Below are 18,669 nucleotides of genomic sequence, written 5' to 3' on the forward strand. Positions count from 1 at the left end.
GGCCTCCGAGGGGCGCGGCGCCGGGTGCGCTCGGTGGGCCGCGGCGCCGAACTCGGCGTGCTGCGAGCGCGGGGCGAAGTCGGGCTCTCCGGCGGGCGCCTCGCCGAGGAAACCGCGCCGGGCCTCGGCGCGTGCGTCGCCCAACAGAGCAGCCACGCCCTGCACTTCGTCCCCGGGCCGCGGCCGTGATCAGAGCGCGGCGAGCAGCCCGTCGAGCGGGGCCGACACGGAGCCGGGGGCGAGGGCGGCGACGAGGAGGTGACCGTAACGGATCTTCCGGCCCTTCTTCGTACCGAGAAAGCGCCGGAGCTGCTGGTGGCGGGTGCGCTGGTGCTGCGCGGGCTGGCGCAGGAACGTCTGCCAGGCCCGGAGGTCCCCCTCGGTGCGGACGATCTCCTCGACGGTGTCCGTGCCGAGCGCGCGGATGAGCTCGTCCTCCAGGTCGGCCGCGCAGACGAAGACGTCGTGGGACGACCCGCCCGCCCGTTCCAGGGCACGGTCGTAGTAGCCCTGCTCGCCGACGTCGCACAGCCCGGTCAGGCGCAGCCCGAGGCCGGCCGGACCGAGGAGGCCGGCGTAGCGGCCCACGTTCATCGCGCCACCCATCGGGATCACGCACACGCCCTCGGCGTCCAGGTCGCGGCCGCGGCGGGCGGTCAGGGTCTCGACGGCCGCGAGATCGCTGAGGCCCTCCAGGAGGACGGCCGTGCGCACCCCGAGCCGCGCCGCCAGCTCCGCGGCGGGCCCGCCGGCGCCGCCCGCCGCCCAGTCGGTGACCTCGTCCCGGAACGCCCGCATGTCCACCGTCGCCCTCGTCATGGGAGCGAGTCTGCACCCCTGGTGCCGTACGGGCACCTGAATTCCCGCGCCGGCCGGACGGCACGGCCCCGGGCCTTACTGTCGTGGAGTCGGTGAGGCCTCGTCACGGAATCGTGATGCCGGTGCCCCACCCTGGTGCTCGGTCCAGCGCGCACCGCGCTGCGAAGTCGGGGGGAACCACCACCATGAGCACCGTCCGCAGATCCGCCGTCGTCCTCGCCGCCCTGTCCACCCTGTCCGCCCTCGCCCTGACCGCCTGCGGTCCCGGCGGGGACGAGGCGTCCGGTGGTCCCGCGGCGCCCACCGCCGCGCCGCCGTCGACCGCGCGCCCGACGGCTCCCGCCACGCCGTCGCCCGCGCCCACCAAGCCCGCGCCGACCAAGTCCACCCCCGCGAAGCCCTCGAAGCCCGTGCCGGTGCCCACGGACGGCCCCCCGCTCGCTCTCTTCCCGTGCGCAACGGCGGACCTGACCTTCACCGCGAGCCTCGCCGAGCCCACCACCAGCAGCTATCTGCTGAAGATCACCAACAAGAGCGGTGTCACCTGCCGGGCCCTCGGGTACCCCGTGGTGACCTTCGGGGACCTGGACGACGCCGCCACGGAACGGGGTGAGGCGCCCGGGATCGAGGACGCGCTCACGCTGGCGCCGGGGCAGTCCGCGTACGCCGGGCTGATGGGAGGCGTGGACGACGGCACGGGCACGCGCGTCCACGCGATCGCGATGACCATGAACACCGAGTCGGACCTGGCGCAGGTGCCGCTCAGGGCGTCCACCCCGGGGCTCTACGTCTCACCCGGCCGGAACTCGGTCACCCCGTGGTACGGCAACGCGGAGGACGCCCTGAGCCTGTGACGCGTCCCGGCCGCTGGGCCGACGCGGTCCTCGGCGTGGACGCGGTCAGGAGACGCCCCGGGTGCGGAACTGCACGCTGATCCGGGGTCCGACCGCCCGCGTCGACTTCGGGATCGCGTGCTCCCAGGTCCGCTGGCAGGAGCCGCCCATCACGACCAGGTCGCCGTGGCCGAGCGCGAGGCGCAGGGTGGCCGCGCCGCCGCCCCGGGGGCGCAGCGCCAGGTCGCGCGGGTCTCCGACGGAGAGGATCGCGACCATGGTGTCCTCGGTGGCCGAGCGCCCGTTGCGGTCGCCGTGCCAGGCCACGCTGTCGCGGCCGTCGCGGTAGAGACAGAGACCGGCCGTGACGAAGGGTTCGCCCAGTTCGGGGGCGTAGTACGCGCTCAGGGCGGACCTGGCGGCGGTGAGGACCGGGTGCGGCAGCGGCTCCCCCTGCCCGTAGTGAGCGAGGAGCCGCGGCACGTCGACCTCGCGCTCGTACATCCGCCGCCGCTCGGCCCGCCAGGGGACACCCTCCGCCAAGGCCTCGAAGAGCGCGTCGGCGCCCGTGAGCCAGCCCGGCAGCAGATCGATCCAGGCGCCGCCGTCGAGCGGCCGCCGCTCGACGTCCCGCAGCGGCCGGAGGCGGGGCTCCTCGCCCTGGTCGAACAGCGAGGCCTGGAGATGTGCGTGCATGGTCCCAGCCTAAACGAAAAACCGAACAGATGAGCGAATGAATCGGGGGCCGCGTCCATCGGGTCGCGCACCTGGCTTCGTCGGTGCCCGGCGACCCCCTCGCCCACCCCTCGCCGGGCCCGGGGCGTCAGCGTGGATCCGGCAGGGTGACGTGGCGGCCACCGCAGGTCCCCCGGGAACCCGTGGCCGGTTCACGGTGGGTCCGGAGGAGGGGCGGTGCCGTGCCAGGCGAGCCGGGGCGTTCCGCCCCGCTCCTGCATGGCCGAAAACTCGCTGGTCACGCTCTTAAACACCGCTTCGCACAAGATCACCGCATCGAGGTAAAGCCCTCGGGCTCGACGCGAACCACGGGTCCGGCGACCGCTACTGTTCCACCGGATCTGACGGATTCCCTGAGTTTCACCCCCTATCTCACCTTTCATCCCTTTGGCGTATTCGTGCGCCGAACGTCACCCCCCACCAAGGAGTGCGCCCCCGATGAGCGTCGACACCAGCCCGGAAGCCCAGGCGGCACTTGTCCAGCAGTCCCTGAGCACCGCGGCCGCCCGCAAGCTCGCCAGCACGACCAAGTCCGCCCCGCAGATGCAGGAGATCACCTCCCGCTGGCTGCTGCGGATGCTCCCCTGGGTCGAGACCAAGGGCGGTACCTACCGCGTCAACCGTCGCCTCAGCTACACCGTCGGCGACGGGCGCGTGGAGTTCGTCCAGGACGGTGCCAGCGTCCGGGTGATCCCCCGCGAGCTCGGCGAACTCGCCCTCCTGCGAGGCTTCGAGGACGACGAGGTGCTCCACGCGCTCGCCGACCGCTGTCAGCAGCGCGACTTCGAGCCCGGCGAGATCCTCGTCCAGCGCGGCGCCCCCGCCGGCGAGATCCACCTCATCGCGCACGGCCGCGTGAGCCAGAACTCCCTCGGCCCGTACGACAACGACGTCGCCGTCGCGATCCTCGCGGACGGCGACCGCTTCGGCGAGAACGCCCTCCTGGACGCCGACGCCACGTGGGACTACACCGCCACCGCCGAGACCTCCGGCACCCTCCTCACCCTCTCCCGCGCCGACTTCTCCGCGATCATGGCCACCTCGCCGGCCCTCCAGGCCCACATCGAGGCGTTCAGCGCGCTCCCGGACCAGCGGCAGAACAAGCACGGCGAGGCCGAGATCGCCATGTCGGCCGGCCACGTCGGCGAGGCCGTGCTCCCCGGCGCCTTCGTCGACTACGAGCTGAACCCGCGCGAGTACGAACTCTCCGTCGCACAGACCGTCCTGAAGGTCCACACCCGGGTCGCCGACCTCTACAACGGCCCGATGAACCAGACGGAGGAGCAGCTCAGGCTCACCATCGAGGCGCTGCGCGAGCGCCAGGAGCACGAGCTCATCAACAACCGCGAGTTCGGCCTGCTCCACAACGCCGACTTCAAGCAGCGGATCCAGACCCACTCCGGCCCGCCCACCCCGGACGACATGGACGAGCTGCTCTGCCGCCGCCGCGGCACCAAGCTCTTCCTCGCCCACCCCCGCACCATCGCGGCCATCGGGCGCGAGTTCAACGCCCGGGGCCTCTACCCGGACCACGTCGACCTCGGCGGGCAGGCCGTCCCCGCCTGGCGCGGCGTGCCGATCCTCCCCTGCAACAAGATCCCGATCACCAAGGAGCAGACCAGCTCCATCATCGCCATGCGTACCGGCGAGGAGAACCAGGGGGTGATCGGCCTGCGTCAGACGGGCCTCCCGGAGGAGTACGAGCCGGGGCTCTCCGTGCGCTTCATGGGCATCAGCGAGCAGGCGATCATGTCCTACCTCGTGACCACCTACTACTCCGCCGCCGTCCTCGTCCCCGACGCGCTCGGCGTGATGGAGAACGTGCAGATCGCGCGCAGGAGCGCCTGACCGGCGTCCCGCCGGTCAGGCCGGACCGGCGGGGCTCCCTCTCCCCGCGCGTGACCGTCACCCACCTCAGCAAGGAGCCACGGATGCCCGAGCCCGGGCTTTCCCCCCTGCAGTCGAGCCTGCCCGATGCCGCGGCCCGCTTCGGTGCGCACGTCCTCGCCACCGCGGCGAGCACCGGCACGCAGACCGGCACGGACACCGTCACGGACACCGCGGCTCCGGGCGGGGAGGGCGCCGCCGCCCTCCCCGCCGGGCCCGTCGCGGCCGCCAGGCCCGGAGTCCTGCCGGGGCCGCCCTCCCACCCGTTCACCGCGCCCGTCACCGCCGCACCGGCGGCGCCCGTCACGCCCGCCCCTCCCACCACGCCCCCCACCACGCCCCCCGTCACACCCCCCGCCGACCCCCGGGCCGCCGCCGTCGAGCGGCTGCTGCGCGGGCCGAGCGGACTCGGGACGGCGGCCCTCTCCCTCGCCCGGCCCCCCGAGGCGCAGCCCGTGCCGGAGGCCGTACCGGAGGCCGTACCGGGCCCGGCCGGGACCGCCGCCCCGGACGCCTCGCCCGACGCCTCCCCGGCCGAGGGGCGGCCGATCCCCGGGCTCTACTACCACCCCGTCGCCGACCCCGACCCCGTCCGGGTGGCAGAGGTCAGCCGCAGGATCAAGGACTGGGCCGTCGACGAGATCCAGCTCTTCCCCGAGGAGTGGGAGGGCGAGTTCGACGGGTTCTCCGTCGGGCGCTACATGGTGGCCTGCCACCCCGACGCGCCCACGGTCGACCACCTGATGCTCGCCACCCGGCTGATGGTCGCCGAGAACGCGGTCGACGACTGCTACTGCGAGGACCACGGCGGCTCGCCCGTCGGCCTCGGCGGACGGCTGCTCCTCGCCCACACCGCGCTCGACCACCTCCACACCACCGAGGAGTACGCACCGGCCTGGCTGGAGTCCCTCGGCTCGGACGCCCCCCGGCGCGCCTACCGCTCCGCCATGGAGTACTTCGTACGGGAGTCGACCCCCTCGCAGGCCGACCGCTTCCGGCACGACATGGCCCGGCTGCACATGGGCTACCTCGCGGAGGCGGCCTGGGCCGAGACCGACCACGTACCGGAGGTGTGGGAGTACCTGGCGATGCGCCAGTTCAACAACTTCCGCCCCTGCCCCACCATCACCGACGCCGTCGGCGGTTACGAGCTCCCCGCCGACCTGCACGCCCAGCCGGCCATGCAGCGGGTCATCGCGCTCGCCGGCAACGCGACGACCATCGTCAACGACCTGTACTCCTACACCAAGGAACTCGCGAGCCCCGGGAAGCACCTCAACCTCCCCGTGGTGATCGCCGAACGCGAGGGCCTCTCCGAGCGCGACGCCTACCTGAAGGCGGTCGAGGTCCACAACGACCTCATGCGCGCCTTCGAGTCAGCCGCCGCCGACCTGGCCGCAGCCTGTCCCGTCCCGACCGTCCTGCGCTTCCTGCGCGGGGTGGCCGCCTGGGTCGACGGCAACCACTACTGGCACCAGACCAACACGTACCGCTACAGCCTGCCCGATTTCTGGTAAGAACGGATTCATCTGTGACCAACACCGAGCTCCCCACCGTCAACGGCACCTCCGCGTTCGTCCCCGGCCCGGCCACGCCGTACCAGGGAGACATCGCCCGTTACTGGAACGCCGAGGCCAGGCCCGTGAACCTGCGTCTCGGTGATGTCGACGGGCTGTACCACCACCACTACGGCATCGGCGCCGTCGACCACGCCGCCCTCGGGGACGTCGAGGACAGCGCGTACGAGAAGAAGCTCATCGAGGAGCTGCACCGCCTGGAGTCCGCACAGGCCGAGGTCCTCCTCGACCACCTCGGCCCCATCGGGCGCGAGGACACGCTCGTCGACGCCGGCTGCGGCCGCGGCGGTTCGAGCGTCATGGCCCACCAGCGCTTCGGCTGCAAGGTCGAGGGCGTGACCCTCTCCTCCACGCAGGCCGAGTTCGGCAACCGGCGCGCCCAGGAGCTGGGCATCGCGGACCACGTCCGCGCCCGGGTCTGCAACATGCTCGACACGCCGTTCGAGAAGGGCAGCATCGCCGCCTCCTGGAACAACGAGTCGAGCATGTACGTCGACCTCGACGACCTGTTCGCCGAGCACTCCCGCTTCCTGAAGGTCGGCGGCCGCTACGTCACGATCACCGGCTGCTGGAACCCGAAGTACGGCCAGCCCTCGAAGTGGGTGTCGCAGATCAACGCGCACTTCGAGTGCAACATCCACTCGCGCCGCGAGTACCTCCGCGCCATGGCCGACAACCGCCTCGTCCCGCAGGCCGTCATCGACCTGACCCCGGACACCCTGCCCTACTGGGAGCTGCGGGCCACGTCGTCGCTGGTCACCGGCATCGAGGAGGCGTTCATCGAGTCGTACAAGGACGGCTCGTTCCAGTACGTCCTGATCGCCGCCGACCGCGTCTGATCCGGAAGGGGCCCGGCAAGGACCCGGCAAGGCCCCGGCAGGGGTTCGGCAGGCGGAAGGGGCCGCGCCCGTCGTCCGACGGGCCCGGCCCCTGCGCTCCGTCGTCCGCCGTCACCCGGAGACGTACGCCGCCAGGTGCTCGCCGGTCAGGGTGGAGCGGTCGGCGACCAGGTCGGCGGGCGTGCCCTCGAAGACGATCCGCCCGCCGTCGTGACCGGCCCCGGGCCCGAGGTCGACGATCCAGTCGGCGTGCGCCATCACCGCCGGATGGTGCTCGATGACGATGACGGACTTGCCCGCGTCGACGAGCCGGTCGAGCAGGGCCAGCAACTGCTCGACGTCGGCGAGGTGGAGTCCCGTCGTCGGTTCGTCGAGGACGTACACCCCGCCCTTCTCGCCCATGTGCGTGGCCAGCTTCAGCCGCTGCCGCTCGCCGCCGGAGAGCGTCGTCAGCGGCTGCCCGAGGCTGAGGTAGCCGAGTCCCACGTCGGAGAGCCGCTCCAGGACGCGGTGGGCGGCCGGCGTGGCCGCCTCCCCCGAGGCGAAGAACTCCAGCGCCTCGGTCACCGGCATCGCGAGGACCTCGCTGATGTCCCGGCCGCCGAGCCGGTACTCCAGGACCGAGGCGTCGAAGCGCCGCCCCTCGCAGTCCTCGCAGGGCGAGGAGACCCCCGCCATCATCGCCAGGTCGGTGTAGATGACGCCCGCGCCGTTGCAGGTCGGGCAGGCGCCCTCCGAATTCGCGCTGAACAGCGCCGGCTTGACGCCGTTGGCCTTCGCGAACGCCTTGCGGATCGGGTCGAGCAACCCGGTGTACGTCGCGGGGTTGCTGCGCCGCGAGCCGCGGATCGGGGCCTGGTCGACCGCGACCACCCCCTCCTCGGCCGGGATCGACCCGTGGATGAGCGAACTCTTGCCGGAGCCCGCCACCCCGGTGACCACGCACAGCACCCCGAGCGGGATGTCGACGTCGACGTTCCGGAGGTTGTGCGCGTCGGCGCCCCGGATCTCCAGGGAGCCGGTGGGCGTGCGCACCGACTCCTTGAGGCCCGCCCGGTCGTCGAGGTGGCGGCCGGTGACCGTGTCGCCCGCCCGCAGCCCGTCCACGGTGCCCTCGAAGCAGACGGTGCCGCCCGCCGTACCCGCGCCGGGGCCCAGGTCGACGACGTGGTCGGCGATGGCGATCGTCTGCGGCTTGTGCTCGACGACGAGGACGGTGTTGCCCTTGTCGCGCAGGCGCACGAGGAGGTCGTTCATGCGGCTGATGTCGTGCGGGTGCAGGCCCGACGTCGGCTCGTCGAAGACGTACGTCGTGTCCGTGAGGGAGGAGCCGAGGTGGCGGATCATCTTGACGCGCTGGGCCTCGCCGCCCGAGAGGGTCCCGGCCGGGCGGTCGAGCGACAGGTAGCCGAGGCCGATCTCCACGAACGAGTCGAGGGTGTGCAGCAGCTTGGCGAGCAGCGGCGCCACCGACGGCTCGTCGAGGCCGCGCACCCACTCCGCCAGGTCGCTGATCTGCATCGCGCAGGCGTCGGCGATGCTGATCCGCTTGATCTTCGACGTCCGGGCGGCCTCGGCCAGCCGGGTGCCGTCGCAGTCGGGGCACGTGGTGAAGGTGACGGCCCGCTCCACGAACTCCCTGATGTGCGGCTGCATGCCCTCCTTGTCCTTGGAGAGCATTGACTTCTGGATGCGCGGGATCAGGCCCTCGTAGGTCATGTTGATCCCGGCGATCTTCATCCGGGTCGGCTCGTGGTGCAGGAAGTCGTGCAGCTCCCGCTTGGTGAACCGGCGGATCGGCTTGTCCGGGTCGAAGAAGCCCGACTCCGCGTAGAGCCGGGCGTTCCAGCCGCCGCCCTTGTAGCCGGGGACGGTGATCGCGCCCTCGTTGAGCGAGAGGGAGTCGTCGTACAGCTGGGCGAGGTCCAGGTCCGAGACGGTGCCGCGGCCCTCGCAGCGCGGGCACATCCCGCCGGTGCGCTGGAAGGTCGCCTTCACCGCCTTCTTGTTGCCGCGCTCGACGGTGATCGCGCCGCTCGCCCGCACCGACGGCACGTTGAAGGCGTAGGCGCTCGGCGGCCCGATCCGCGGCTTGCCGAGCCGGCTGAAGAGGATGCGCAGCATCGCGTTGGCGTCGGTGGCCGTGCCGACGGTGGAGCGGGGGTCGGCGCCCATCCGCTGCTGGTCCACGATGATCGCGGTCGTCAGGCCCTCGAGGACGTCGACGTCGGGGCGGGCCAGGGTCGGCATGAAGCCCTGGACGAAGGCGCTGTACGTCTCGTTGATCAGCCGCTGCGACTCGGCGGCGATCGTGTCGAACACCAGGGAGCTCTTGCCCGAGCCGGACACCCCGGTGAACACCGTCAGGCGCCGCTTCGGGATCTCGATGCTGACGTCCCTCAGGTTGTTCTCGCGTGCGCCGTGCACACGGATCAGGTCGTGGCTGTCGGCGACGTGCGACGCGGACGCGTGGGCGTCCGTCCTCCTGGCCTTGCTCATCGTCTCTCCCCGGGGCGGTCGGCCGGGCCGCGGGCCCGGCGCTCTCCGGCCGAAGCGTAGGCGATGGGCACCGGCGGACCGGTGACGCGCCCGAGGGCGTGGCGGAAACGGCCCCTCCTGCCGGCCCGGCCGCGGCCCCCCGCCGGTCGGGCCGCGGCCCCTCCGCCCCGCCCGTGACCTCCTACCGGCCCTGCCGTGCGGCGGCCCGGCCCGAGAGCCAACCGACGAGCTCCGTGGGGCGGTTGGTGATGACGCCGTCCACGCCGAGGGCGTCGAGCTCCTGCCAGCGGGCCGCGCGGTCCACCGTCCAGACGTTCACGGCCACCCCGGCGGCGTGCAGCTCGGCCACCGCCGCCGGGCGGGCCGCCAGGCCACGGTCCGAGACGTTGTACGCCGTGAGGTGCAGCTCCCGCGCGACGGCGACCGGGTCCGCGTCGAGGGCGTCGCGCAGCAGCCCGAGGGGGAGTTCCGGGGCGACCTCGCGGACGTACCGGAGCGTGGTGGGGTCGAAGCTCTGCACGAAGACCCGGGACTCCATGCGGTGGGCGCGGACCTCCCGGACGACGCGGGCCACCTCGGCGCGCGTGTGCGGCCCCTTGAGCTCCAGGAGGAGCCGGCCGCCGCGCGCCCGCAGGTCGTCGAGCTGGGCGGCCAGGGTGGGGACGCGGACGCCGGCGAAGGCCGGGGCGAACCAGGACCCGGCGTCGAGCGCGTCGATCCGGGCGGCCGTCAGGGACCTGATGGGGCCCGTCCCGTCCGTCGTACGGTCGACGGTGGCGTCGTGCAGGACGTACGGCACGCCGTCCTGGCTGGGCTGTACGTCGTTCTCGATCCAGGTCGCGCCGCCCCGGCGGGCCACCTCGTCGGAGACCAGGGTGTTCTCGGGCGCCGCGGAGGAGGCGCCGCGGTGGGCGATCACCGTCAACGGCGCCCCGGCCGGGCGGAGGTAGGAGCGCGCGGCGGGTGGACCGGCCGCGTGCGGGGTCGAGGTCGCGGGCCGGGGCTGGTAGCCGACGGGCTCGACGGAGAGGGACGGCGGGGCGGCCAGGACCAGCGCGGAGGCCAGGGCCGTGGCGCCGAGGCCGAGGGGGCGGAGACGGCGGGCCCAAGGGGCGGGAGACGGAACGTCGTTCATGAACGGCGAGCTTAGGGACGGAGCGTGACGAAGCCGCTACTCCACACCGCACGGCACGTGACGAGTCGGCGAAGTCGGCGAAGTCGGTGAAGGCGGCGAAGAGGCGCGACGCGCCGCCGAGCCCCTCGGCGTTGCGCACCGGTCTGCGGCATCGTGGAACGGTGCCCGGAGCCGTGCCGTCGGGGGACGACGGCCGGGCGGAGACCAGGGGGACTCATGGACACCAGTACGACACGGAGACCCGGCGGCGACGGGGCGGCCGCCCGCGCGGGACAGGGACGCGGCCGGGGCGTCGTGGAAGGGGCGTTCGCGCTCCTCGACGCCCTGCGCAGGCACGGGGACGAGGCGGGGGTGACCGAACTGGCCCTGAGCTGCGGCGTCCCCAAGGGAAGCGTGCACCGGCTCCTCGACCAGCTCGTCGCCGTCGGCGCCGTCGAACGCCGAGGCTCCCGCTACCGCGTCGGGCCCCAGCTGTACCGGCTGGGCCAGGCCTGGGAGCCCCACCCCGGGCTGCGGCCCGCCGCCTGGCTGCCGCTCCAGCGGCTGCGGGCCGCCACCGGGGCGAGCGTCGTCCTCGCGGTCCTGCGCGAGGACATGGCGATCACCGTCGGCTCGGTCCCCGGGGAGCTGGAGCCGCTGGTCCCCGTGCGGGACGGCACCTCCTTCCACCTCGACACCGCCGCGGGCCGGGCGCTGCGCGGGCCGCTGCGGGGCGGCCCCGTCTTCGACCGCGAGGACGTGATGGAGGGCGTGTGCTGCGCGGCGCTGCCCGTCCGCGCCCCCGACGGCCGCACCGTCGCCGGGCTCGCCGCCATGGTCCCGGCCGGGCGCCGCCTGGAGGCCGTCGCCCAGGCGGTGGCGGAGGCGGGCGCCGCGATCACCCGCGCGCTCGGCCGGGGCGTCCCGCGCGCGCACGTGCCGCCCGCCGCGCTCGTGCTCTGACCCCGCCGCGCCTGCCCGGTCCGCCCCGCCCGCCGCGCTCGGGCGGGCGCCGTTCCGTCCAGCGGAACGCGCGTAGAACCGGACGGCCCGTGCCGGGCACAGTAGGTGTCGTGCCGGGGGGAAACGGCACACGGCCCGCCGGAAGGGCGGGCCGGAACACCGGAACAACCGTCACGCGAGTGACCCGATTGTGGGGGGACACCACATGCGCAAGAACCGCGCCGCCCGACTGGCCGCCACCGCTCTGCTCGGACTCGGCAGCATCGGCCTCTTCGCCGGCACCGCCCAGGCCGAGCCGATCGACTACGTGAAGATCGAGCTGTTCGAGCTGCACTGCCAGCAGAACAGCGAGGGCGACCACGACGAGGCCTACCTGAAGATCACCGACGCCAACGGCAACGCCGTCAAGGTCTGGCCGGGCAACGGCATCAGCTACCAGACGATGGGCTCCGGCTACATCCGCTCCATGGCCGACGGCAACGGCAACGCGGCCCTCATCCTCGGCAAGCAGCAGGCCCGCACCCTGACCCTCTGGGACAAGGACACCTTCGGCGGCGACGACAAGCTCGGCTCCACGCTCGTCACCGGCACCGAGGTCGGCGCCGAGACGCAGTGGCGCACGGTCGAGGGCTCCGGCGGCGTGTACGTCATCGGCTACCGGGTCATCGACATCTGATCGACCGTCATCACCTGACGCGACGCGGGGCCCGTGCCGGACGAACCGGCACGGGCCCCGCTCGCTCGCTCCCGCGTCGTCGGGCGCCGATCGACGTCAGTCGACGTCATCCCATGTCGGCCGGTGTCAGTCGGCGTCCGGCGCGTGCAGCTCGCCCGAGCGCGCCACCCGCGCGTACCAGCGGGCACTCGACTTCGGCGTGCGCTCCAGCGTGTCGTAGTCGACCCGCACCGCGCCGAAGCGCTTCGCATAGCCGTACGACCACTCGAAGTTGTCGAGCAGCGACCACAGGAAGTAGCCGCGGACGTCGACCCCGTCCGCCATCGCCCGGTGCACCGCCTCCAGGTGCGCGTGCACGTACGCCGTCCGCTCCGGGTCGTGGACCGAGCCGTCCTCGGCCACCACGTCCTCGTACGCAGCGCCGTTCTCGCTGATCACCAGCGGGAGTTCGGGGTACGCGGCGGACACCCGGGTCAGCAGGTCGTACAGCGCGCTCGGGTCGACCGCCCAACCCATCGCCGTCGGCTCGCCCGGCCCCCGGTGGAAGGCGACCCGGTCGGCACCCGGCCACGGCGAGAACGCGCTGTTCCCGTGCCCGTCGTCCTGCGGCTTCTCCGCGCCCTCCTCGACCTCCGAGACGACCGTCGGCGTGTAGTAGTTGATCGCGAGCAGGTCCAGCGGCTGGTGCGCCGCGGCCACGTCGCCGTCCCGCACGAAGGACCAGTCCGTCAGCTGCGCGGTGTCCGCGAACAGGTCCTCCGGGTAGGCGCCCTCCAGCATCGGGCCCAGCCAGATCCGGTTGCCGACGGCGTCGATCCTGCGGGCCGCGTCCCGGTCCGCCGCCGAGCCGGTGAGCGGCCGCACCTCGTGCAGGTTGAGCGAGACGCACAGCTGACGGTCCGTCGGCAGAGCCGCCCGGAGCGCCTGCACGGCCAGGCCGTGGCCGAGGTTCAGGTGGTGCGCGGCGCGCAGGGCGGCGACCGGGTCGGTGCGGCCGGGGGCGTGCACGCCGGAGCCGTACCCCAGGAAGGCGCTGCACCAGGGTTCGTTGAGCGTCGTCCACCGCTTCACGCGGTCGCCGAGGGCGTCGGCGACGATGCCCGCGTACTCGGCGAACCGCTCCGCGGTCGAGCGGGCCGGCCAGCCGCCCGCGTCCTCCAGGTCCTGCGGCAGGTCCCAGTGGTAGAGGGTCAGGGACGGCTCGATCCCGGCGGCGAGCAGCTCGTCGACGAGCGCCCGGTAGAAGTCCAGGCCCTTCTGGACGGCCGGGCCGCGCCCGGTGGGCTGGACCCGGGACCAGGAGACGGAGAACCGGTAGGCGTTGAGGCCGAGTTCGGACATGATGCCGACGTCCTCGCGGAACCGGTGGTAGTGGTCCACGGCGACGTCACCGGTGTGGCCCTCGAAGACCTTGCCGGGCGTGTGCGAGAAGGTGTCCCAGATGGACGGGGTGCGGCCGTCCTCCCGGGCCGCTCCCTCGATCTGGTACGCGGCGGTGGCGGCGCCCCAGAGGAAGTCGGGCGGGAACGAACGGGTGGCGGTGAGCGGCCGGGTATCGGACGCGGTCATAGGGGGGCGCTCCCAACGAGGAGTACGGTTCGGTACGTTCGGGTGATGCGGTACGGGGCGGGGCGCGGGGCCCGTCAGCTCTTGACGGCGCCGGCCGTGATGCCGCCCACGATGTGCTTGCCCAGGAAGGCGAAGACCAGCAGCAGGGGCACGGTGGAGATGAGGGCGCCGGTCAGCACGATCGCGTGGTCCACGGTGTGGTTGCCCGCGCCGAGTCCGGCGAGCGCGACCTGGAGGGTGGGGTTGCCGTCCGGGGTGAGCGCGATGAACGGCCAGAAGAAGTCGTTCCACGCCTGGACGAAGACCAGCATGCCGAGTACGGCCATGGCGGGCCTGGCCACCGGGAAGACCACGTGCCAGATGATCCGCAGGCTGTGCGCCCCGTCCATCCGGGCCGCCTCCACCAGCTCCACCGGCAGCGCCTCCACGAGGAACTGCCGCATGAAGAACACGCCGAAGGCGGCGACGAGCGAGGGCAGCACGACCGACTGGAGCTGGTCGAACCAGCCGAGGTCGGTGATGATCTGGTACAGCGGGATGACGCTGAGCTGCGGCGGGATCGTCATCGTGGCGACGACGAGGGAGAGCAGCATGCCGCGCCCCCGGAAGGGCAGCTTGGCGAAGGCGAAGCCGGCGAGCGTGGAGAAGAGGACGGTGGACAGGGCCACCAGGCTCGCCACGATCGTCGTGTTGATCAGCGCCTCGCCCATGTCGACCTGGTTCCAGGCGAAGGTGAGGTTGTCCAGGAGCCGGTTGCCGGGCAGCAGCGGCGCCGGGGCCTCCACGACCCGCTCGCCGGTGTGCGAGGCGGCGACCACGTTCCAGTACAGCGGGAAGAGCGAGAGGAACGCGGCGACGGCCAGCAGCACATAGGTCAGCGGGCCGGCGTGGTGCTGCCGGCCGGCCGTCTGGCGGAACCGGCGGCCCGGCCTGACCGCCGGCGCGGTGCCGGCCGCGGCCGTGGTCTCGATGGGGGTCGTGTCGAGTGTGCGGGCCATGCGTCAGTCCCCCAGCTTCTTGCGGTTGTGGCGGGACAGGAGCGCCTGGACGCCGCCGATCAGGAGCAGGAGCAGCAGCATGACCCAGGCGATGGCGGACGCCTGGCCCAGCGCGCCGGTGATCCACCCCTTCTCGTACATCAGCAGGCTCAGCGTCTGGAACTGGTTGCCGCTGCCGCCGCTGATGCCGACGCTGCCGCCGAAGAGCATCGGCTCGCCGAACAGCTGGGTGGCGCCGATCGTGGAGACGATGATCGTGAAGAAGATCGTCGGCCGGATGGAGGGGATGGTGACGCTGATGAACTGGCGCCAGCGCGAGGCCCCGTCGAGGGAGGCCGCCTCGTACAGGTCCTGGGGCACCGCCTGCATGGCGGCGAGGTAGATCAAGGCGTTGTAGCCGGTCCAGCGCCAGGTGACGATGACGGAGATCGCGATCTGCGCCGGCCACTTGGACGACTCCCAGCTGATCGGGTCGACGCCGAACCAGCCGAGCAGGCCGTTGATCATCCCGTAGTCGGTGTTGAACAGCTGGGCGAAGACCAGGGTCGCCGCCGCGATCGAGGTGGCGTACGGGGCGAGGATCGCGACCCGGAAGAAGCCGCGGCCGCGGAGCCTGTAGTTGAGCAGGTGCGCGAGGCCGAGGGCCATCAGCAGCTGCGGAACGGTCGAGATCACCCCGATGGTGAAGGTGTTGAAGAGCGCGTTCCAGAAGAACTCGCTGGTGGCGAGGTCGGTGTAGTTCTCCAGGCCCTTCCACGTCGGGTCGCCGCCGAGCTCGACGCGGTTGAGGGAGAGCCAGCCGGTGTAGATCAGCGGGAAGAGGCCGAAGGCGGCGAAGGTGAGGAAGAAGGGGGCGATGAAGACGTACGGGATCGCCTTGATGTCCCAGCGGTACAGGGTGCTGCGCCAGCCGCCCGGGGCGGCACGGCGGCCGCGGGGGCGGCCGGCGGGGGAGGGCGGTGCGGCGGGCGGCGGGGAGCCGTCCCGCTTCGCCCGAACGGAGGTGGCCACGGGGGCGTCCTTCCAGGTCGATGCGTGCGGTGATGCGGACGATGCCGGTCCGCCGCCCGCAGGCGGCGGCGGACCGGCAGGCGCCCCCCGCTACTGGTCGATCTTGTCGTCGACCAGCTTCTTGACGTTCTCCCAGGCCTTGGCCGGGTCGGTGCCGCGCTGCTCGATGTCGAGGATGCCGTTGTCGGTGAGGAAGGTCTTCACCTGGCCGTCGTAGCGGCTGATCGTGGCGGGCGTGATGCCGGCCGCGGCGGAGGAGAAGATCTTGCCGACGGGCGTGTCACCGAAGTACGGCAGCTTCGCGTCCTGCACGGCGGACGAGGCGAGCGTGTCCTTGGACGAGGGGATGTTGCCGTTGACCGCGAAGACCTTCGCGTGCTGCTCGGGAGCGGTCAGCCAGGCGGCGAGTGCGGCGGCTTCCTTGGTGTGCTTGCCGGCCTTCGGCACGGCGAGGAAGGAGCCGCCCCAGTTGCCGGCGACGGGCGGTGCGGCGATGTCCCACTTGCCCTGGTTGGCGGGGCCCGCCTGGTCCTTGATGATGCCGGTCATCCAGCTCGGGCAGGCGACGGTGGCGAACTTCGAGTTCTTGAAGGCCGCGTTCCAGGTGCCCTTCTCGTCGAACTGGCGCAGCTTGGCGGTGAGGCCGCCCTGGGCCGCCTTGACGGCGGTCTCCCAGGCCTTCTTCACACCGGGGCTGTTCTCCCAGTCGAGTTCGCCGCCGGCGTTGGCGTACTGGACGGGGTCGCTGGAGACGACGGCGTTGAAGAGGCCGCTCGCGGAGTCGTGGAAGGCGGTGCCCGCGGGGGCGGCCGCCTTGTACTTCTCGCCGGTCGCGATGAACTTCGCCCAGTCGCCGGTCCAGAGCTTGGCGACCTCCTCGCGCTCGGTGGGGAGCTTGGCCTTGGCGAAGAGTTCCTTGTTGTAGCAGATGGCCATGGGGCCGATGTCGGTGCCGAGGGCGATGACCTTGCCGTCGCCGGTGGTCGCCTGCTTGACCTTCCAGTCGAGGAAGTCGCCGATGTTCGCGCCGCCCTCCTTGCCGAGGTCGACCCACTTGTTCGCCATCGCGGGGCCGGTGGCCTCGGCGATGTAACCGACCTCGACGGCCTGGATGTCGGCGACGCCGCTGTTCTGGGCGAGGCGCAGCTTCAGCGTGTCCCAGTACTTCTGGCCGTCCGAGACGTTCGACTCCTCGATCTTGATGTTCGGGTGGAGCCGCTCGTACTCGGCGTACAGCTTCGCGCCGGTCTTGTTGTCGTAACCGAAGGAACCGAAGGTCCCGATCCGCAGCGTGATCTTCTCGCCGGCCTTGGTGCCCTTGTCGCCGCCGTTGTCGTCGTCGCTGCCGCATCCGGTGAGCAGGACCGTGCCGGTCACGACGGCGGCGACCGCCGCGATCGCCGCCCGGCGTCCGCGTCTGCTGCTGGAAGTGCGCATGCCACTCTCCTCGTCCAAAAGGTGGTGCCCGCCCCGCGCCAAGAGGTCGGCCGGTTGCGCGCGGCTCGGCGGAGGTCCCGCCCGTCCTCGATGCGGGGCTTGTCGCGTCCCTGATGGGAGCGCTCCCACGTCGTTGCCGGAAGGTTGCCGCCGGGCGGGTGCGGGTGTCAAGACGTGAACACGGATTCGTTACCGGAAGGTTCTACGGGGGTTTCGCGGCTCACTGTGCGGGCGGCCGCGTCATCTCCTGAACGCACGCGCGTGGCGTCGGGGCGGGAGAGTGGACTAGGGTGGGAGCGCTCCCATACCTGGCCGTGGCCACGGCGTGAACCCGCCGCCCCGCCCGCCGGACCGGAGAGCGGTACATCGGTCCCACGAGGGGAGTTCGGGAGTTGTGAGCGGACGGCAGAGCGGGAGACCCACCCTGGAGCAGGTCGCTGCCCGCGCCGGGGTCGGCCGGGGCACGGTCTCCCGGGTGATCAACGGCTCTCCCCGGGTGAGCGACCAGGCCAGGGCTGCCGTCGCCAGGGCCGTCGCCGAGCTCGGCTACGTCCCGAACCAGGCCGCCCGCGCCCTGGCAGGCAGCCGTACCGGAGCGATCGCGCTCGTCATCCCCGAGGCCGAGGCACGGCTCTTCGCCGAGCCCTACTTCCTCGACCTCATCCGCGGGGTCGGCGCCGAACTCGCCGAGACGGACACGCAGTTGCTCCTCACCCTGGTGCGCAGCCCCCAGGAGCGCCAGCGCTTCGAGCAGTACCTCGCGGCCCAGCGCGTCGACGGGGTCCTCCTCGCCTCGGTGCACGGCGACGACCCGCTGCCGGACCGGATCCGCGAACTGGGCATCCCCGTCGTCATGAACGGCCGCCGCTCGGAGGCCGAGCCCGTGCCGTACGTCGACTCGGACAACATCGGGGCGGGGCGGGCCGCCGTCGCCCACCTCGTGGGGCGCGGCCGCGGCCGGATCGCCACCGTCACGGGACCGCTCGACATGTACGTGGCCAGGGCCAGGCTCGGGGGCTACATGGCGGGACTCGCCGAGGCCGGGCGGATCCCCGACGAGTCGCTCGTCTCCGCGGGCGACTTCACCGAGGAGGGCGGCCGCGCGGCGATGCGGCTCCTGCTCGACCGCAGGCCCGACCTGGACGCCGTCTTCGTCGCCTCCGACGTCATGGCGGCCGGGGCGCGCGCGGCCCTGCGCGAGGCGGGCCGCCGGGTCCCGGACGACGTGGCCCTGGTGGGCGTCGACGACTCCCCGGTGGCGCGGCTGATGGACCCGCCGCTGACGAGCGTGCGCCAGCCCATCGAGGAGATGGGCCGCACGATGGCGCGGATGCTGCTCCAGGAACTCGACGAGACCCCGGCGGAGCCGCGCCGCCACGTCCTGCCGACCGAGCTGGTCGTCCGCGCTTCCTGCTGACGGCCGGGTGGCGGGTGGCCGGTGCCGGGTGCCGGGTCGCGTTGCTCGTATGCCTCCGGCGCGGGGGCGAGGGCGCCGTTCCCGGGCGGGAGCGGGGCGTGCGGCAGTACGGTGGAGCCGCGCGGGTGGTGCACCCGCCTGACCGGCTCCGGCACACGGCGAGGTCACCTGTCGCAGCGGCGTCCTCGTCTGCCGATGACGGAGCGGCCGCCGGGCAGGAGGTCGGATTTCTGGCCGTGTTCGCGGCCGCCCTGGCCGTTGCCCTGGCCGGTGATGGTGCCGTATCCGGCGCCGG

The 18,669-nt window shown here is 72.7% G+C and carries 16 protein-coding genes; 8 read left to right on the top strand and 8 right to left on the bottom strand.

Features of this window, described 5'->3' with window-relative positions:
• Positions 1–24 precede the first annotated feature (24 nt).
• Positions 25–189 carry a hypothetical protein gene (locus ACWDVG_RS28315; protein WP_451703238.1) on the top strand — a complete coding sequence of 55 codons (165 nt, stop codon included), beginning with the start codon at positions 25–27 and terminating at the stop codon, positions 187–189.
• Here the strand turns inward: ACWDVG_RS28315 and ACWDVG_RS28320 are convergent, their stop codons facing one another.
• Complete coding sequence (locus ACWDVG_RS28320; RefSeq protein ID WP_451703240.1) at positions 190–819, bottom strand: TOPRIM nucleotidyl transferase/hydrolase domain-containing protein; 630 nt, start codon at positions 817–819, stop codon at positions 190–192.
• A 185-nt stretch (positions 820–1,004) separates the two neighbouring features.
• Here ACWDVG_RS28320 and ACWDVG_RS28325 point away from each other — a divergent pair, with 185 nt between their 5' ends.
• Positions 1,005–1,673, top strand: coding sequence for a DUF4232 domain-containing protein (locus ACWDVG_RS28325; protein ID WP_451703241.1), 669 nt, complete (start codon positions 1,005–1,007; stop codon positions 1,671–1,673).
• A gap of 45 nt (positions 1,674–1,718) precedes the next feature.
• Here the strand turns inward: ACWDVG_RS28325 and ACWDVG_RS28330 are convergent, their stop codons facing one another.
• Positions 1,719–2,348: an alpha-ketoglutarate-dependent dioxygenase AlkB gene (locus tag ACWDVG_RS28330; RefSeq protein WP_451703242.1), complete on the bottom strand. Its 630-nt coding sequence runs from the start codon at positions 2,346–2,348 to the stop codon at positions 1,719–1,721.
• A 477-nt stretch (positions 2,349–2,825) separates the two neighbouring features.
• On the opposite strand from ACWDVG_RS28330, the gene ACWDVG_RS28335 reads away from it, so the two are divergent.
• The 3 genes from ACWDVG_RS28335 to ACWDVG_RS28345 all read left to right on the top strand — a co-directional run bounded on the left by ACWDVG_RS28335 (position 2,826) and on the right by ACWDVG_RS28345 (position 6,690).
• Positions 2,826–4,235, top strand: a complete 1,410-nt coding sequence (locus ACWDVG_RS28335) for a family 2B encapsulin nanocompartment shell protein (protein ID WP_451703244.1) — start codon at positions 2,826–2,828, stop codon at positions 4,233–4,235.
• Between the two features lie 83 nt (positions 4,236–4,318).
• The gene (locus ACWDVG_RS28340) at positions 4,319–5,791 is read left to right on the top strand and encodes a family 2 encapsulin nanocompartment cargo protein terpene cyclase (RefSeq protein ID WP_451703246.1); all 1,473 of its coding nucleotides are present in this window, start codon (positions 4,319–4,321) and stop codon (positions 5,789–5,791) included.
• 14 nt (positions 5,792–5,805) lie between these two features.
• On the top strand, positions 5,806–6,690 hold the full coding sequence (locus tag ACWDVG_RS28345; RefSeq protein WP_451703248.1) for a geranyl diphosphate 2-C-methyltransferase: 885 nt from the start codon (positions 5,806–5,808) through the stop codon (positions 6,688–6,690).
• A 111-nt stretch (positions 6,691–6,801) separates the two neighbouring features.
• Here the strand turns inward: ACWDVG_RS28345 and ACWDVG_RS28350 are convergent, their stop codons facing one another.
• Entirely contained in the window at positions 6,802–9,189 is a 2,388-nt protein-coding gene (locus ACWDVG_RS28350; RefSeq protein WP_451703250.1) for an ATP-binding cassette domain-containing protein, read from the bottom strand.
• A gap of 181 nt (positions 9,190–9,370) precedes the next feature.
• Entirely contained in the window at positions 9,371–10,324 is a 954-nt protein-coding gene (locus tag ACWDVG_RS28355; protein ID WP_451703251.1) for a glycerophosphodiester phosphodiesterase, read from the bottom strand.
• A 216-nt stretch (positions 10,325–10,540) separates the two neighbouring features.
• On the opposite strand from ACWDVG_RS28355, the gene ACWDVG_RS28360 reads away from it, so the two are divergent.
• The gene (locus ACWDVG_RS28360; RefSeq protein ID WP_451703253.1) at positions 10,541–11,266 is read left to right on the top strand and encodes an IclR family transcriptional regulator; all 726 of its coding nucleotides are present in this window, start codon (positions 10,541–10,543) and stop codon (positions 11,264–11,266) included.
• A 205-nt stretch (positions 11,267–11,471) separates the two neighbouring features.
• Positions 11,472–11,942 carry a hypothetical protein gene (locus ACWDVG_RS28365; protein WP_451703255.1) on the top strand — a complete coding sequence of 157 codons (471 nt, stop codon included), beginning with the start codon at positions 11,472–11,474 and terminating at the stop codon, positions 11,940–11,942.
• 126 nt (positions 11,943–12,068) lie between these two features.
• Here the strand turns inward: ACWDVG_RS28365 and ACWDVG_RS28370 are convergent, their stop codons facing one another.
• From ACWDVG_RS28370 to ACWDVG_RS28385, 4 genes are all read right to left on the bottom strand, one after another.
• Positions 12,069–13,511, bottom strand: a complete 1,443-nt coding sequence (locus ACWDVG_RS28370; protein WP_451703256.1) for a GH1 family beta-glucosidase — start codon at positions 13,509–13,511, stop codon at positions 12,069–12,071.
• 74 nt (positions 13,512–13,585) lie between these two features.
• On the bottom strand, positions 13,586–14,509 hold the full coding sequence (locus ACWDVG_RS28375; protein WP_451703259.1) for a carbohydrate ABC transporter permease: 924 nt from the start codon (positions 14,507–14,509) through the stop codon (positions 13,586–13,588).
• A gap of 3 nt (positions 14,510–14,512) precedes the next feature.
• Entirely contained in the window at positions 14,513–15,520 is a 1,008-nt protein-coding gene (locus ACWDVG_RS28380; protein ID WP_451703262.1) for a carbohydrate ABC transporter permease, read from the bottom strand.
• A gap of 90 nt (positions 15,521–15,610) precedes the next feature.
• Entirely contained in the window at positions 15,611–16,957 is a 1,347-nt protein-coding gene (locus ACWDVG_RS28385) for an ABC transporter substrate-binding protein (protein ID WP_451703265.1), read from the bottom strand.
• 394 nt (positions 16,958–17,351) lie between these two features.
• Between ACWDVG_RS28385 and ACWDVG_RS28390 the strand changes: the two genes are divergently transcribed.
• Positions 17,352–18,374 carry a LacI family DNA-binding transcriptional regulator gene (locus ACWDVG_RS28390; RefSeq protein ID WP_451703268.1) on the top strand — a complete coding sequence of 341 codons (1,023 nt, stop codon included), beginning with the start codon at positions 17,352–17,354 and terminating at the stop codon, positions 18,372–18,374.
• Positions 18,375–18,669 lie beyond the last annotated feature (295 nt).

It is taken from the genome of Streptomyces sp. NPDC003327, assembly GCF_053589515.1.

Bases quoted from the DNA above. Each gene is read 5' to 3' on its own strand.
- ACWDVG_RS28320 (WP_451703240.1), bottom strand. From the start codon at position 819: ATGACGAGGGCGACGGTGGACATGCGGGCGTTCCGGGACGAGGTCACC.
- ACWDVG_RS28325 (WP_451703241.1), top strand. From the start codon at position 1,005: ATGAGCACCGTCCGCAGATCCGCCGTCGTCCTCGCCGCCCTGTCCACC.
- ACWDVG_RS28330 (WP_451703242.1), bottom strand. From the start codon at position 2,348: ATGCACGCACATCTCCAGGCCTCGCTGTTCGACCAGGGCGAGGAGCCC.
- ACWDVG_RS28335 (WP_451703244.1), top strand. From the start codon at position 2,826: ATGAGCGTCGACACCAGCCCGGAAGCCCAGGCGGCACTTGTCCAGCAG.
- ACWDVG_RS28340 (WP_451703246.1), top strand. From the start codon at position 4,319: ATGCCCGAGCCCGGGCTTTCCCCCCTGCAGTCGAGCCTGCCCGATGCC.
- ACWDVG_RS28350 (WP_451703250.1), bottom strand. From the start codon at position 9,189: ATGAGCAAGGCCAGGAGGACGGACGCCCACGCGTCCGCGTCGCACGTC.
- ACWDVG_RS28355 (WP_451703251.1), bottom strand. From the start codon at position 10,324: ATGAACGACGTTCCGTCTCCCGCCCCTTGGGCCCGCCGTCTCCGCCCC.
- ACWDVG_RS28360 (WP_451703253.1), top strand. From the start codon at position 10,541: ATGGACACCAGTACGACACGGAGACCCGGCGGCGACGGGGCGGCCGCC.
- ACWDVG_RS28365 (WP_451703255.1), top strand. From the start codon at position 11,472: ATGCGCAAGAACCGCGCCGCCCGACTGGCCGCCACCGCTCTGCTCGGA.
- ACWDVG_RS28370 (WP_451703256.1), bottom strand. From the start codon at position 13,511: ATGACCGCGTCCGATACCCGGCCGCTCACCGCCACCCGTTCGTTCCCG.
- ACWDVG_RS28375 (WP_451703259.1), bottom strand. From the start codon at position 14,509: ATGGCCCGCACACTCGACACGACCCCCATCGAGACCACGGCCGCGGCC.
- ACWDVG_RS28385 (WP_451703265.1), bottom strand. From the start codon at position 16,957: ATGCGCACTTCCAGCAGCAGACGCGGACGCCGGGCGGCGATCGCGGCG.